Here is a 14,966-nt window from a genome sequence, read left to right on the forward strand (position 1 = left end):
GAATAATAGGATGTCATTTTTGTGACACTGTCGCTATTTTTAGTTTTGGTGGTGTTGTCTTTTTTGTATAAGTTATTGATTTAATGTTCTATTTTATATTTTTTTTATATTTTTTATAATATTTGACAATAGGGGATTTCTCTTGCAATCTAGGTTTCGAATTTAAGGAGACAGCTGATTACGGTTAGTTGTCATCAAAAAAAGAAAAGGGATCCAAAAAAGGAATTCCTAAATTTAAGAAAAGGCAGTGGATTAATATGAAAAAGACTCTAGTAGCTTTAGCTGTGCTAGCGGCAGCTGGTTCAGTAAACGCAGCAGAAGTTTACAACAACGACGGCGTATCTGTATCTGTTTCTGGTGCAGGTGAAGTTCAATACTACCAAGATTACGAAGCTGACGGTGACGATGTATCTTCAAAAATCCGTATCGACGACGCTCAAGTAAACGTAATGGTTGGCGTTGAAGTGACTGAAGACCTAACTGCAGTAGCTGGTCTTAAACAGACTTTTGAAAGCGATGACAATGCTACAGGCACAGTTTCTACTGACGGTTCATACGTTGGACTAGCAAGTGCTCAATTTGGTACTTTAACTTTCGGTCGTCAGTACCTAATCACTGATGATTCTGGTATCGGCGCTGACTTCGAAGTAGGTGCAGCTCAGTATGGTCAAGACGTAACAATTGGTTCTGACGTGATCAAATACGTTTACGACAATGGCCAATACTACTTCGGTCTTTCTCACGATCTAGATGAAGGCGAAGGTTCAACTGCTGACGAAACTTCAACTGACGGTCGCTTCGGTTTTCGTATGGGTGGTTTAGACGCACGTTTATACATCTACTCTGGTGAGTCTGTATCTCTTGGTAACGATTTGCTAGGCACTTCTTACGGCACTGGTGACGAAGATTCTTACAACCTAGAAGCTGTTTATACTTTCAATGACCAATGGTCTATGGCTGCATCTTTCGGTAACGAAAATAAAGATGTTAACAATGCTGAAGTAAGTGACAGAAAAGTATTTGAAGTTGTTGGCTCTTACGCAGTAGATAAAAATACTTTCTCTCTAGGCTACGTATATGCTAACGAAGACGAAGGTACTAACGCTGGCGAGTCAAACAACATTTACGGTGTTGTTGTTCACCAACTAAATGCTAACGTACGTGCATACGCTGAACTAGGTTACTATGATGTAGATCTAGACACTGCTGCGGATCCAGATTTTGACGTAGCTTACACTGTAGGTATGGAAGTTTCTTTCTAATCTAGTGTAAAATTGATTTATACTAAGAGCCGCCTTTTTAGGCGGCTTTTTATTTACCTGATCGTTATCTATTTTTGAAATAAAGGAAAGACAGATGAAGTCTCATAAGCGATTCGCTTTTTTAATTCCTGTATTAGGGTTTGTATTCGGTTCATTTTCACTAACGTCGCAGGCAGCTTCTGTTCAGACCAGTTCTTCGATTGAGCTTCTTGCATTAGATGGAGCCGAGGTAGAGGCGTCCGATGCTCATAATGGCATTCAACTACAGCAAGGTAAGCACCAGGTCGTTTTTCGTTATTATGGCAATGTTCGTAAGGGTAGCCAAAAGTCAGTCGTCTACAGCTCTCTGCCTTACGTAGCTGAAGTGGACCTAAAGCAAGATGATACGCTGAATATTCTAGCTCCAAGACTTTCTGTATATTCACAAGCAGAAGCGTATTTCCGCCGTGATGTGGAGTGGAAAGCCGAATTAAATAATAAAGATATCGTTCTAGCCGCAGAAGAGCTTGAAGGAAATGGTATCGCTCCATTTGCTGACATTGAAGATGCTGTTGCTGACTACAATAAAAAGCAAAATAATCAATTTGCCCCTGTGCCTGTTCAGTACGCCCCAGCAATAGCAAATCAATCGATTCAGACTAATCCTGCCGATGATACGCTAATCCAAACAATTCAGTTACTGTATAAAAACGCAACACCTACGCAAAAAGCTCGTATTCAAGAGTGGATTGCAACGCAGAAATAGTGAGATGTAAGTTGCCATGCTTTTAAATTGCGTGGCAACGACTTACTTCAGAAACCTTTGTGATAGCACTATCGTAGCACTGAGCGGTTAGCTCCAAGGAAATCCCAAGTTTACAGGTCATGCTTTGTACGGTATTCCATTCTGCATGGTCATAGGCTTTAGCTAAGGACAAAACGTCACCCAAGCTCCCTTCTCCTTTAAGCAAAGCATTGCTCACTTCCTTAGATAATGGTATTTCCTTGAGTAGCTGTTCTAAAGATTGATCCATGATGCTATCTAGATAGCAGAATATGCCAGTTAAGAAAGCACTGCCAGGTTCTGTTTTCGTTATGATGAGTTTAGATATTTCTTCACAGAAGTAGGCATTTTGTAACGATAGAGTAAATAAATGCCTAGGTTTTCCCTCTGCACTGGCGGCAATCGCTATAAGCGAAACAAATTGGCGAAGCCTTTCTTCGCCTAAATAGGTGATCGCTTGTTTAAACGACTTAATCTTAACCAGAACATTGGGTGAATTATTAACTAAGGTGAGGAGCTTATAAGACAAGCTCACATCTCGGGATATAATACTTTCAACGCGGTCGAAATCTATATTCGGTTTAGCCATTTGCTCACATAATTGCACTGTTGCAATTAAAGAGGGGTCTATTTTCTCTTTACGAATCATTTCAGGCTTACTAAAAAAGTAACCCTGAAATAAATGGAATCCCACTTCGATACATTCTTGATATTCTTGGTAAGTTTCTACTTTTTCAGCGATAAACTTAATATTGGTTTTTGCCAACTTATCAATAAGCACTTTAGCTTTCTGGGGAGAAACTTCTGTAATATCAAATTTGATATAATTAACAAACGGTAAAAATGGTTTCCACTCCGAACTAGGAATGAAATCATCCAATGCCAATTTATAGCCCATGCCAGACATTTTAGATATTGCTTCTAAGAGCTCTTGGGTTGGTTTGCAATCTTCCAATATTTCCACGACCAAACGTTCTTTGGGCAGCAGGGTTGGTACGTGGGAAACTAAACTTTTATAGGGAAAATTTACAAAGGTTAGAAGGCCTTCAGCAACGCGATTATGCAGGGTTAAGAAGTGCTCTGATAATAATCTGCTGGTTGCCTGGTCTGAATCAATTTTTGGAAATAAATTCTCAGGTCCATCTCTGAACAGCAATTCATAGCCAAGGACGTTTTTGGCTGGATTAAATATTGCCTGTCGGGCGACGTATGAATACTGCAACAGACTGATCCTTATATCAAGACGATAGAATTATCGTATAAAACTTATGAACATATGGCAATAAAATTATCAGTTGCAAGATGACTCAGGGAAAGTTCCATCAACGTAGAACCATAGCCCATTAACTTTTTGAAAACGTGATAATTCTTCTAATGCATACGATGCGCCATTTTCTATATAAAATGCTTTAAAGTGAACAAAGCCCTCAGTTTCATTTTGGGATAGAGATGAGGATTTTATGACGAGTTTTGTCCATGTGAGTAATGTGCCAGATTCTATTTCTTTACGTGGAAGTGTCGTGGCAATTTCATGTGGGTATGTATTTATAATAAAGTCAATAAGACCTAAAGCATAAGCTGAATATCTTGCACGCATTAATTGTTCAGGTATCTGGGCTTTTGAGTGGTCCTTGTGAATGAGTTCACAACAGTTTTTATATCTTTTTTTACTGCCACAAGGACATTGATTACGCATAATTTTACTCGGCATCGACAAATAATTCAGACGTCCATTGTATCGCTTCTGCGTAATAATTCGAAATTTGGTTTTCTGTTAGGCTAAACTCCGTTGCTAGAACTTCTAATGAAATCCAATCCGCATGCTCGTAGCAAAGAGCGATTTTAAGCAGTTTACCTAATACAGTCTCATTTCCGAGCAAGGCGGCCTTCACCTCGTCTTCGATGGGAAGTTCATTCAGAATGAAAGAGAGTGGTATTTCAAGTAGTGTTTCTAAATAGCAGAACATTCCCGTGAGGAAAGCGCTACCGGAATCAGCCACTTTCGTTTCTGATGCGATTCTTTCACAAAATCGCGCTGTTTGAATTGATAGCCCATAAAGGTATTGTGGCTTATCTTTACCCACATTAGTGATTGCTAGCAAAGCGATGAATTTACGAAGTTTTTCTTCTCCGAGATAAGCAATGGCTTGTTTGAAGGAGTTAATCTTAACTTGGATGGCGGGAGAGTTATTAACTAGAGCTAACAGTTTATAAGACAAGCTTAGGTCACGAGATATAATGGATTCGATGACATCGTAATTGAGAGGAGCTTTAGTCGTTTGTTTAAATAGATGGAGTACATTCATCACAGCTGCTTCGAGCTTTTTATTCTTTAATAACTCCGGCTTACTAAAAAAATATCCTTGAAATAAGTCAAATCCAGCAAGAATGGCTTCCTGAAATTCTTCATGTGTTTCGACTCGTTCTGCTAGAAAGCGAATTTTGGTTAGCGATAATTTTCTTATGATAGATTGTGCTTTCTTAATTGGGAAGGTAGATATGTCAAATTTGATAAAATCAATGTACGGTAAAAAACGTTGCCACTCAGGGGCGGGTATAAAATCATCAAGAGCTAAATGATACCCTTTACTACGCATCGATTTGACTGCTGAAAGCAGTTCATCTGTAGGTTGGCAAGTCTCCAGTATTTCAATTACAAGCTTATTGGCTGGAAGAAGCGTAGGAATTTCCTGAATCAAACTATCATAGGTAAAATTAACAAAGGAAAATGTGTCCCCACATACTCGATTGTGAACGTTGAGGAAATTATCAGTAATAATTTTACCTGTCGCTAATGTCGGATCGATATTAGGGAAGCTATTATTAGGACCATCTCGAAACAGCAACTCATAACCAAATAGATTACTATCTTTACTTAAAATAGGTTGTCTGGCAATAAATGTGTACTGCAAACTCGCTCTCCCTCGTTATACATTAGCGAACAGTTTAAACATGAAGATCTCATCAAGCGATACCGCGCGCTTTGTTTTAGATCTCATATTTGATTGTGGTCATATCAAAGTTGTTATCGACCCTTAGAGCGTAAGCGAATTTATTCCAATCACCTAAAACAATCCGATGCTTCTCACTTGACGAATCTTTTCCGTCTACATGATGATCTGGGCGATGAGTATGACCGTGTATCAAATAATCAACACCATATTTTTTCATGACATTAGAAACCGCAGATGGTGTAACGTCCATGATGGTCAATTGCTTTGTTTTCTTATCTTCCCGGACGGACCCCTTTATTTTAGCAACGATTTTCAGTTTTAGTGAAAAGGGCAATAATTTATATAGCTTTTGTAACCATGGCTTGTGAACTTTTTCTCTGAATGCCAGATATTTTATGTCCTCAGTGCAAAGTGTATCGCCGTGCATTAATAACGTTGAAGTACCATAAAGCTTAATCACCGTTTCTTCTGGAAGCGTAATTAATCCAGTGTCTTGGCAGAATTTTTGACCAACTAAAAAGTCTCGATTTCCATGTAAGAAATAACAAGGAACTCCTGAGTCGATTAGCTGACAAATCGCTTCTTTTACCTGCTTTGCAAAGTCGCTTTGATCATCATCACCAACCCAAAAGTCAAAAAGGTCTCCCAGAATGTAGAGCGCATCTGCCTTATAAGCGTAATCTGTAACAAATGAGCAAAACGCTGTTGTTAGGTCGGGTCTATCAGGTGATAAATGGAGGTCAGAAATAAATAATGTATGCATTGAATTTCAATTTTGGCTGAGAGAGAGCACGAGGGTGCTCTCTCGGGAAAAGTCAGGTCACTTATTCTTCAATCGTTGTGCCTGTGATTACAACGTCTTCCAGAGGAACGTCTTGATGCATACCGTAAGAGCCTGTGCTTACGCCTTTAATTTGATTAACAACATCCATTCCGTCAACAACTTCAGCAAAAACACAGTAACCCCAACCGTCGAGCGATTCTGCGCGGTGATCCAAGAATGTGTTGTTGTTTACATTGATGAAAAACTGCGAGCTAGCTGAATGAGGTTCCATAGTTCTGGCCATAGCCAATGTGCCAACTGCGTTGCTTAGACCGTTATTCGCCTCATTCTTAATCGGTGCTCTTGTTGCCTTTTCTTTGAGACCAGATGTCATGCCGCCGCCCTGAATCATAAAGCCATCGATGACACGGTGGAAAAGCGTATTGTCGTAGAAGCCATCCTTGCAGTACTGAAGAAAGTTCGCGCTTGTTTCTGGAGCTTTTTCTTCATTCAGCTGAATTTTAATGTCACCGAAGTTCGTGTGAAGGGTGATCATAACTATTACCTTTTTATATGTTGTCTTGAAATCACATTTTAGCGTAGTTATTTATACAAGCAAATCAATGTTATTGAAGATTAAGGGTGACCGGACCTAATTAGCATTGCTATAATCGAGGTCGTTTTGTTTAACTAACTTTAATAGATAGAGATCATGCTGAAGATATATAACTCGCTAACAAGGAAAAAAGAACAATTTAAACCTATTACCGAAGGTAAAGTAGGTATGTATGTTTGCGGTGTCACTATCTATGATCTCTGCCACATTGGTCATGGTCGTACTTTCGTATCATTCGACGTCGTATCTCGTTATCTTCGTTATAGCGGTTATGATTTAACACTGGTAAGAAATATCACAGATATTGATGACAAGATAATCAAACGTGCTGCCGAGAACGAAGAGTCATGTGATAGCTTGACCGAGAGGCTGATCAGTGAAATGCATGCAGACTTTGATGCACTTAATATTCTGCGGCCTGATGTTGAGCCTAGAGCGACTCGATTTATCAAGGAAATTATCGAACTGGTAGAAACATTGGTTAGCAAAGGTTTTGCCTACGTAGCTGATAACGGCGACGTCATGTTTGAAGTTAGTAAGTATGACGATTACGGGAAACTATCAAAACAAGACCTAGATCAGCTGCAAGCTGGTGCTCGCGTCCAGGTCGAGTTAAGTAAGAAAAGTCCACTTGATTTTGTTTTATGGAAAATGTCTAAACCAGGAGAACCATCATGGGAGTCTCCTTGGGGGCTAGGTCGTCCAGGATGGCACATTGAATGTTCTGCGATGAACTCTTCTATTCTTGGTGATCATTTTGATATCCATGGCGGAGGTTCTGATCTTCAGTTTCCTCATCATGAAAATGAAATCGCACAATCTTGCTGCGCGCATGGAACTCAATATGTGAATACATGGATGCACAGTGGTATGGTGATGGTCGATAAAGAGAAAATGTCCAAATCGCTGGGTAATTTCTTTACGATACGCGATGTATTAGTTCACTATGATGCCGAGACCGTGCGTTACTTTTTGATGTCAGGTCATTACCGTAGTTCGCTAAATTATAGTGAAGAGAATTTGAATCAGGCTCGTTCTGCTCTTGAACGTCTTTATACCTCATTACGTGGCTTAAATTTAACGGTAGAAGCGCGAGGTGGTGATGAGTTTGTTGCTCGATTCAAAGAGGCAATGGATGATGACTTCAATACACCGGAAGCGTATTCTGTGCTATTTGACCTTGCGCGAGAAGTGAACCGAGTAAAAGGTCAGGATACGCTTCAAGCCAGTCATCTTGGTGTTAGACTTAAAGAACTAGCAGATGTTATTGGTATCTTATACCAAGATCCTGAGGCATTTTTACAGGGTGATGCTGAGGGTTCTGACGATGTTCAAGAGATTGAAGCTCTAATTAAATTACGTAACGATTCTAGAGCTTCTAAGGATTGGGCAAACGCTGATATGGCTAGAGATAAGCTCAATGAAATGGGCATTATATTAGAAGATGGTCCAGGCGGGACAACTTGGCGCCGCAAATAATCTCTAGTTATCATGTTGAATATTAAAGGGGGGCATTGCCCCCTTTGTCATAATAAAAATAAGTCAATATAAAGAGAAATCGAATGTCCATCATACTTGGTATTGATCCTGGTTCGCGAATAACGGGTTACGGTGTCATTCATCAGAAAGGACGCCAACTGGTGTATCTGGGTAGTGGATGTATCCGCACTGGAGACGGGGCCTTACCAGCTCGTTTAAAACAAATATATGCGGGTGTGAGCGAGATTATTCTACAATTTAAGCCTGATGTATTTGCGATAGAACAGGTCTTCATGGCAAAAAATGCTGACTCTGCCCTAAAATTGGGGCAAGCAAGAGGCAGCGCTATTGTTGCCGCAGTGAATGCGGATTTACCTGTATATGAATATGCAGCAAGGTTAATCAAGCAGGCTGTTGTCGGTACAGGGGCGGCGGATAAAACTCAGGTCCAGCATATGGTGAAGCAAATGTTATCTCTTCCTGCAAAGCCTCAAGCTGACGCTGCTGATGCCCTAGGTGTCGCTATATGTCATGCGAATACAAATAAAACGTTGTTAGCATTAGCGGGTAAAGCGACAAGCGCTAAGAGGGGGCGTTATCGTTAAATACTGGCTATCTATCCAGTTATTTATTATCATCTGTCTCATAACTTAATAAGTAAGGATAGTTAATCGTGATAGGCCGTTTGCGTGGAACGTTGTTAGAAAAGCAACCACCAGAGCTATTAGTTGAAGTGAGTGGTGTAGGCTATGAAATTCAAATGCCAATGAGCTGTTTTTATGAGCTTCCCGAAGTTAATCAAGAGATTACGATTTACACTCATTTTGTCGTGAGAGAAGATGCTCAGCTACTTTATGGCTTTAATACTGTTCAAGAAAGAGCTTTGTTTCGCGAAGTGATTAAAGCAAATGGCGTCGGCCCAAAACTTGGTTTAGCTATCTTATCTGGGATGACTGCAAGTCAGTTTGTGGACTGTGTCGAAAGAGAAGATATATCGACACTGGTTAAACTTCCTGGTGTGGGAAAGAAAACAGCAGAACGATTGGTTATAGAAATGAGAGATCGTTTAAAAGGTTGGAATTCATTTGATCTGTTCCAGACGCCTTCCACGGTTTCACCACAATCAAAAGGAGTGGCTAAAGTCGCCCCAGAAACGGCTCCAGATGAAGAAGCCGTGAGTGCCCTTATTGCACTTGGTTATAAGCCGCAGGTTGCCTCGAAAGTCGTTTCTCAAGTTGCAACTTCCGATATGACGAGTGAGTCCATCATCAAAGAAGCCTTGAGATCCATGTTATGATTGAAGCAGATCGTCTAGTCTCTGCAGAATCGGAGACTTTTAAAGATGAGGAAGTATTTGATCGCGCGATCAGGCCAAAGTCTCTAGCCGACTATCAGGGGCAAGATCACGTTCGTGAGCAGATGGAGATTTTTATTAAGGCGGCCCAAATGCGTAGCGAAGCGTTGGACCACCTACTGATATTTGGTCCTCCTGGTTTAGGCAAAACAACGCTGGCAAATATTGTCGCCAATGAGATGAACGTTAACATAAGAACGACTTCTGGCCCAGTCTTGGAAAAAGCCGGCGATCTGGCCGCATTACTGACTAACTTGGAAGAGAATGATGTTCTTTTTATCGATGAAATACATCGTCTTAGTCCTGTAGTTGAAGAAGTGCTTTATCCGGCGATGGAAGATTATCAGCTGGATATCATGATTGGTGAAGGTCCTGCAGCTCGTTCTATCAAGATAGACTTGCCGCCTTTTACACTTATCGGAGCAACGACTCGGGCTGGTTCATTAACATCCCCTCTAAGAGATCGATTTGGTATTGTCCAGCGACTGGAGTACTACAACGTTGGTGATCTGCAAAGTATTGTGAAACGTAGTTCAGATTGTCTTGGCTTGTCAATGGATGCCAATGGGGCGTTAGAGATTGCACGTCGCGCGCGCGGTACGCCACGTATTGCCAATCGTCTATTGCGTAGGGTAAGGGACTATGCAGAAGTGAAGGGCAATGGACATATCTCGTCAGAAGTGGCTGATTTAGCCCTGAATATGTTGGATGTGGACGTACTTGGTTTTGACTATATGGATCGTAAATTACTGCTCGCAATTATTGAGAAGTTTTCGGGCGGACCGGTGGGACTTGATAACCTTGCTGCGGCAATTGGCGAAGAGAAAGATACCATAGAAGATGTATTAGAACCTTATCTTATTCAACAAGGTTACTTACAAAGAACACCTCGAGGAAGAATCGCGACTGAACGAGCTTATTTGCATTTCAACTTCGAGAAGTAAGATTCTGAAATTGAATCGTTCAACAAATGGCTAATAATTTGTGATCATTATCACAAAAATTGAATCCAAAATAAGTTGTGATTTATATCAATAATAGTGTGTTTGTTAACCAAATGTGGAAAAAATCGGCTTCGTTATTTCAAATTTTACTAAAAACCAACATTATTCCGTACATTAGCTTGATCTAAATCATTTTGATGTTTTGTTGTTTCAGATCCGAGTGATTGACTTGATGCAGATCAAAGCGTGGGGTCCCGATAAATCCTTTGAAACATAAGAGGTTTGCAAGTAATATTTTTGCCAATTTAGTACGAGTGTCTTTAGATAAAAATTTTCGTTTTACTCGGACTCTACACCCAGTTTCAATTTTCATTTTGTATAAATTAGCAACCCAAAGTTGCTCTTAATAGTAAGTGTCTTCAGCCGACACAAAGGAGTACACATGATCGATATAGTGGATCTATCGCGATTGCAGTTTGCAATGACTGCGATGTATCACTTCTTATTCGTCCCGCTAACACTCGGGATGACTTTCTTACTCGCTATCATGGAATCACTTTACGTGATGACAGACAAGCAAATCTATAAGGATATGACGAAGTTTTGGGGTAAGCTCTTCGGTATTAACTTCGCTCTTGGTGTAGCAACAGGTCTTACAATGGAGTTTCAGTTTGGTACCAACTGGGCGTATTACTCTCATTATGTAGGTGATATCTTTGGTGCTCCACTTGCCATAGAGGCATTAGTCGCATTCTTCCTAGAATCCACTTTTGTAGGTTTATTCTTCTTTGGTTGGGATCGATTATCTAAGCGTCAACACCTTATGACAACATGGCTTGTTGCGATTGGTTCAAACTTCTCCGCACTTTGGATATTGATTGCGAACGGCTGGATGCAAAACCCAGTTGGTTCAGATTTCAACTTCGAAAGTATGCGTATGGAGATGGTGAGCTTTGCTGATGTTGTATTTAACCCAGTTGCGCAAGTTAAATTTGTGCACACGGTTGCATCTGGTTACACAACTGGCGCGATTTTCATTCTTGGTGTAAGTGCATATTACCTTCTTAAAGGTCGTGATATCGCTTTTGCTCGTCGTTCGTTCGCTGTTGCAGCATCTTTTGGTATGGCTGCAGTATTGTCAGTTATCGTACTAGGTGACGAATCAGGCTATGAATTGGGTGAAGTTCAAAAAGTGAAGCTCGCTGCAATCGAAGGTGAATGGGAAACTCAACCAGCTCCAGCCGCGTGGACCTTAATCGGCCTGCCTAGCCAAGAAGAACAGGAAACGAAATACGCTATTCAAATTCCTTGGGCGTTAGGTATCATTGCTACACGGTCACTTGATGAGCAAGTTACTGGTCTACGAGATCTAAGATCAGAGCATGAAGCCCGTATTCGTAATGGTATGGACGCTTATGGATTGCTACAGAAATTACGTTCTGGTGATCAATCTGAACAGACTAAAGAAGCATTTAACGAAGTGAAAGGCGATCTTGGTTATGGTCTTCTTTTGAAACGTTATACTAACAACGTTGTTGATGCTTCTGAAGAGCAAATTCAGGCAGCAGCAGACGATTCAATTCCAACGGTATGGCCGCTATTCTGGTCTTTCCGTATCATGGTTGCATGTGGTGTTGCAATGTTACTTGTGTTCGCAGCATCATTTATTCAAGTATGCCGTCAGAAAATTACCTCTAATAAATGGGTATTAAAAGCAGCTCTTTTCAGTATTCCATTACCATGGATTGCTGTTGAAGCGGGATGGTTTGTTGCCGAGTTCGGTCGTCAGCCATGGGCTGTTGGTGAAATTTTACCAACGAGTGTTGCAAACTCAGCGCTAACTACTGGTGAGTTATGGACATCTCTATTTGCAATCTTGGCGTTATACACTGCATTCCTTATCGCTGAAGTTTACTTAATGGTGAAATTTGCACGTAAAGGTCCTAGTAGCCTTAAAACAGGTCGCTATCACTTTGAGCAGGGCGGTAACTCCGCAACTGATCAAGTTAACCGTCAAGTAGAAGCTTAAGGCAAGGAGAATAAGATAATGTTTGATTACGAAGTCTTACGATTTATATGGTGGGTACTGATCGGTGTGCTATTCATTGGCTTTGCCGTAGCTGATGGCTTTGATATCGGTGTATGTGCTCTAGTTCCTGTTGTAGGAAAATCTGATACTGAAAGACGTGTCATGATTAACTCAATTGCCCCTCACTGGGATGGTAACCAAGTATGGCTAATCACCGCAGGTGGTGCATTATTTGCCGCGTGGCCTCAGGTATATGCGACAGCATTTTCTGGCTTCTACTTTGCAATGATCATTACGTTAGCGGCGTTATGGCTGCGTCCGCTAGGTCTTGATTATCGTTCAAAAATTGAAGATCCAAAATGGCGTCGTACTTGGGATATTTGTATTGCGATTAGTGGGTTCGTTCCACCGATTATTTTTGGTGTGGCATTTGGCAACCTATTGCAAGGTGTTCCATTTGAGTTAGATGAGTTACTCATTTCTTACTACCGTGGTTCTTTCTTCGGTTTATTGAATCCATTTGCTCTTTTGTGTGGTCTAGTGAGCCTATTCATGTTCCTTCTACAAGGTTCTAGTTGGTTACAGATGAAAACGGCTGGAGCGGTTCACGACCGAGCAAAAGGTGTTTCTCAACTAAGCGCAATTCTTGTTGCTGTGCTCTTCGTTATCGCAGGGTTTTGGGTACAAAATATCGATGGTTATGTGATTAAAAGTGTTGTTGATACAGCTGCAGCATCGAATCCGCTAACGAAAGAAGTTGTGCGTGAATCTGGAGCGTGGATGGCGAACTTTGATAAGTATCCATTATTGTGGGCTGCACCGATACTTGGTGTCGTGATGCCGTTAGTCGCTATATTGGCATCTCGCCTTGAGAAGGGCTGGCTAGCGTTTATTGCGTCTAGCCTGACTAACGCTGGTGTTATTTTAACAGCTGGTTTCGCAATGTTCCCATTTGTAATGCCTTCAAGTTTGTCACCAAACAGCAGTTTGACAATGTGGGATGCCACTTCAAGTGAACTCACATTGAAACTAATGACTGGTGTTGCTGCTGTTATGGTTCCTGTTATTCTTGCTTACACGTTCTTCACTTACTACAAAATGTTTGGACGTTTGAATAACAAATATATTGAAGACAATAAACACTCACTTTACTAAGCTAGGGGAAACATCAATATGTGGTATTTTGCATGGATTTTAGGTGTCTTACTTGCTTGTGCTTTTGGCATCATCAACGCATTGTGGTTAGAACACAGTGAGATGATGGATAAAGACGGTGAGTGAGGGAAGTATACTAGACAAAATTTATCAACCGATTGATAGATGGTATTTCAGACTACTATTAATTGGAATGGGGATGTATCACGTTGGGCTGCTCATGTGGGAGCCTAACGTGTATGCAGACACCATCGGCGGTTTTAATCTTGCTAAAGTTTGGTTTCTGATTTGGGGAATGTGTTCGAGTATGATTTTCGGTGTTGGTTTTAAACCTAGAATGACGCTGTTTAAAATTATATTCAGTCCTTACATCTCTTTTATAATTTTGCTGTACTTCACCATAATACGGTTTTAAAATAGTTTCGAAGTAAAAGCGCTGCACTTATGCAGCGCTTTTTTTGTGCAATTTTCGTAATTGAAGTTAAACAGGCTGTAAAAGTGCTTCACGAATAGGTTATAGTAATCGACGATATTAAGTTGTTTAAATTTAAAGAAGAAATATGAAAATCTTTGATTGGCCAATAAGAGTCTATTACGAAGACACCGATGCTGGTGGTGTTGTTTATCATTCTAATTACTTAAATTATTTTGAACGTGCTAGAACTGAAATGCTCCGTAGTGAAGGCATATCACAGCAAGTTCTATTGGAACAAAATATAGGCTTCGTTGTCAGAAGTTTAACAATTGATTACGTAAAAGCTGCCGTGCTTGACGACGAGCTGACGATCAAGACACATATTAGTGAAATGAAAAAGGTTTCGCTTACTTTTTGTCAGGAGCTAGTTAATGATGCAGGTGAAGTATTGTGTAAAGCAATAGTTAAGGTAGCATGTATTAATAATAAAAAGATGAAACCCATCTCAATGCCTAGTGATTTCTTTTCGGGGAATAAGTAGTGAACTCTGATATTTCAATTTTAGACCTTTTTTTACAGGCGAGCTTTTTAGTTAAGCTTGTCATGTTAATTTTGCTTGGTATGTCCGTTATGTCATGGGCAATTATTATCAAACGCAGCAAAATTCTTTCTAATGCTGAAAGCGTTACATCTAAGTTCGAAGATAAGTTTTGGTCAGGTACTGACTTGACGAATCTATATCAGGAGCTAAAAGCTCGTCGTGATTCTTTAAGCGGTAGTGAAGAAATTTTTTATAATGGTTTTACAGAATTCGCTCGCTTACGTAAGAGCGCTTCGGTTGAGCCTACATTTGTGATGGATGGCGCGGCTCGCGCGATGAGAGTATCTATCTCAAAAGAAGTTGAAGAGCTTGAAACACACTTACCATTCTTAGCTACAGTGGGTTCTATTAGCCCTTATATCGGTCTGTTCGGAACGGTGTGGGGGATTATGCATGCTTTCATCGCTTTGGGTGCTGTCAAGCAAGCCACTCTATCCATGGTTGCACCAGGGATAGCTGAGGCTCTAGTTGCGACTGCAATGGGGCTATTCGCCGCAATTCCAGCTGTCATGGCTTACAACCGTCTTAGCAGCCGGCTAGGTAAGATTGAGACGAGTTACGCTACTTTTTCCGAAGAATTCCATAGCATTTTACAACGACAAACGATTTCAGGTTCTAAGGAGTCGTAAGT

The 14,966-nt window shown here is 40.6% G+C and carries 17 protein-coding genes; 12 read left to right on the plus strand and 5 right to left on the minus strand.

Annotation, left to right across the window (positions count from 1 at the left end; translation table 11 throughout):
* The first annotated feature begins 257 nt into the window (after nt 1-257).
* Nucleotides 258-1,262, plus strand: coding sequence for a porin (locus EES38_RS08440; protein WP_124936746.1), 1,005 nt, complete (start codon nt 258-260; stop codon nt 1,260-1,262).
* Between the two features lie 94 nt (nt 1,263-1,356).
* A complete protein-coding gene (locus EES38_RS08445) occupies nt 1,357-2,007 on the plus strand; it encodes a DUF2057 family protein (protein WP_124936747.1) in 651 nt (216 codons plus the stop codon).
* Nucleotides 2,008-2,029: 22 nt separating this feature from the next.
* Here EES38_RS08445 and EES38_RS08450 read toward each other — a convergent pair whose 3' ends face one another.
* The 5 genes from EES38_RS08450 to EES38_RS08470 all read right to left on the minus strand — a co-directional run bounded on the left by EES38_RS08450 (nt 2,030) and on the right by EES38_RS08470 (nt 6,298).
* Nucleotides 2,030-3,247 carry an EAL and HDOD domain-containing protein gene (locus tag EES38_RS08450; protein WP_124936748.1) on the minus strand — a complete coding sequence of 406 codons (1,218 nt, stop codon included), beginning with the start codon at nt 3,245-3,247 and terminating at the stop codon, nt 2,030-2,032.
* Nucleotides 3,248-3,316: 69 nt separating this feature from the next.
* On the minus strand, nt 3,317-3,721 hold the full coding sequence (locus EES38_RS08455) for a YchJ family protein (RefSeq protein WP_166434225.1): 405 nt from the start codon (nt 3,719-3,721) through the stop codon (nt 3,317-3,319).
* Between the two features lie 4 nt (nt 3,722-3,725).
* A complete protein-coding gene (locus tag EES38_RS08460; RefSeq protein ID WP_124936750.1) occupies nt 3,726-4,937 on the minus strand; it encodes an EAL and HDOD domain-containing protein in 1,212 nt (403 codons plus the stop codon).
* A gap of 76 nt (nt 4,938-5,013) precedes the next feature.
* Nucleotides 5,014-5,742, minus strand: coding sequence for a UDP-2,3-diacylglucosamine diphosphatase (gene lpxH / locus EES38_RS08465; protein WP_124936751.1), 729 nt, complete (start codon nt 5,740-5,742; stop codon nt 5,014-5,016).
* Nucleotides 5,743-5,803: 61 nt separating this feature from the next.
* On the minus strand, nt 5,804-6,298 hold the full coding sequence (locus EES38_RS08470) for a peptidylprolyl isomerase (protein WP_124936752.1): 495 nt from the start codon (nt 6,296-6,298) through the stop codon (nt 5,804-5,806).
* 156 nt (nt 6,299-6,454) lie between these two features.
* Here EES38_RS08470 and cysS point away from each other — a divergent pair, with 156 nt between their 5' ends.
* From cysS to tolQ, 10 genes are all read left to right on the plus strand, one after another.
* Nucleotides 6,455-7,837: a cysteine--tRNA ligase gene (cysS, locus tag EES38_RS08475; protein ID WP_124936753.1), complete on the plus strand. Its 1,383-nt coding sequence runs from the start codon at nt 6,455-6,457 to the stop codon at nt 7,835-7,837.
* 83 nt (nt 7,838-7,920) lie between these two features.
* Nucleotides 7,921-8,442 carry a crossover junction endodeoxyribonuclease RuvC gene (ruvC, locus tag EES38_RS08480; protein ID WP_124936754.1) on the plus strand — a complete coding sequence of 174 codons (522 nt, stop codon included), beginning with the start codon at nt 7,921-7,923 and terminating at the stop codon, nt 8,440-8,442.
* Nucleotides 8,443-8,510: 68 nt separating this feature from the next.
* Nucleotides 8,511-9,134 (plus strand): Holliday junction branch migration protein RuvA, encoded by a 624-nt coding sequence (gene ruvA / locus EES38_RS08485; protein ID WP_124936755.1) that lies wholly within the window; start codon nt 8,511-8,513, stop codon nt 9,132-9,134.
* On the plus strand, nt 9,131-10,135 hold the full coding sequence (gene ruvB / locus EES38_RS08490) for a Holliday junction branch migration DNA helicase RuvB (RefSeq protein ID WP_124936756.1): 1,005 nt from the start codon (nt 9,131-9,133) through the stop codon (nt 10,133-10,135). Before ruvA ends, ruvB begins: the two co-directional genes overlap by 4 nt.
* 442 nt (nt 10,136-10,577) lie before the next feature.
* On the plus strand, nt 10,578-12,164 hold the full coding sequence (cydA, locus tag EES38_RS08495; protein WP_124936757.1) for a cytochrome ubiquinol oxidase subunit I: 1,587 nt from the start codon (nt 10,578-10,580) through the stop codon (nt 12,162-12,164).
* Nucleotides 12,165-12,182: 18 nt separating this feature from the next.
* Nucleotides 12,183-13,319: a cytochrome d ubiquinol oxidase subunit II gene (gene cydB, locus EES38_RS08500; RefSeq protein ID WP_124936758.1), complete on the plus strand. Its 1,137-nt coding sequence runs from the start codon at nt 12,183-12,185 to the stop codon at nt 13,317-13,319.
* An 18-nt stretch (nt 13,320-13,337) separates the two neighbouring features.
* Nucleotides 13,338-13,445: a cytochrome bd-I oxidase subunit CydX gene (gene cydX / locus EES38_RS08505; protein ID WP_124936759.1), complete on the plus strand. Its 108-nt coding sequence runs from the start codon at nt 13,338-13,340 to the stop codon at nt 13,443-13,445.
* A complete protein-coding gene (gene ybgE / locus EES38_RS08510) occupies nt 13,438-13,734 on the plus strand; it encodes a cyd operon protein YbgE (RefSeq protein WP_124936760.1) in 297 nt (98 codons plus the stop codon). Before cydX ends, ybgE begins: the two co-directional genes overlap by 8 nt.
* A gap of 145 nt (nt 13,735-13,879) precedes the next feature.
* Entirely contained in the window at nt 13,880-14,275 is a 396-nt protein-coding gene (gene ybgC, locus EES38_RS08515; RefSeq protein ID WP_124936761.1) for a tol-pal system-associated acyl-CoA thioesterase, read from the plus strand.
* On the plus strand, nt 14,275-14,964 hold the full coding sequence (tolQ, locus tag EES38_RS08520) for a protein TolQ (protein WP_124936762.1): 690 nt from the start codon (nt 14,275-14,277) through the stop codon (nt 14,962-14,964). The genes ybgC and tolQ overlap by 1 nt, the downstream gene beginning before the upstream one ends.
* Nucleotides 14,965-14,966: the final 2 nt, after the last annotated feature.

This window comes from Vibrio viridaestus (genome assembly GCF_003856525.1).
GTDB lineage: Bacteria > Pseudomonadota > Gammaproteobacteria > Enterobacterales > Vibrionaceae > Vibrio > Vibrio viridaestus.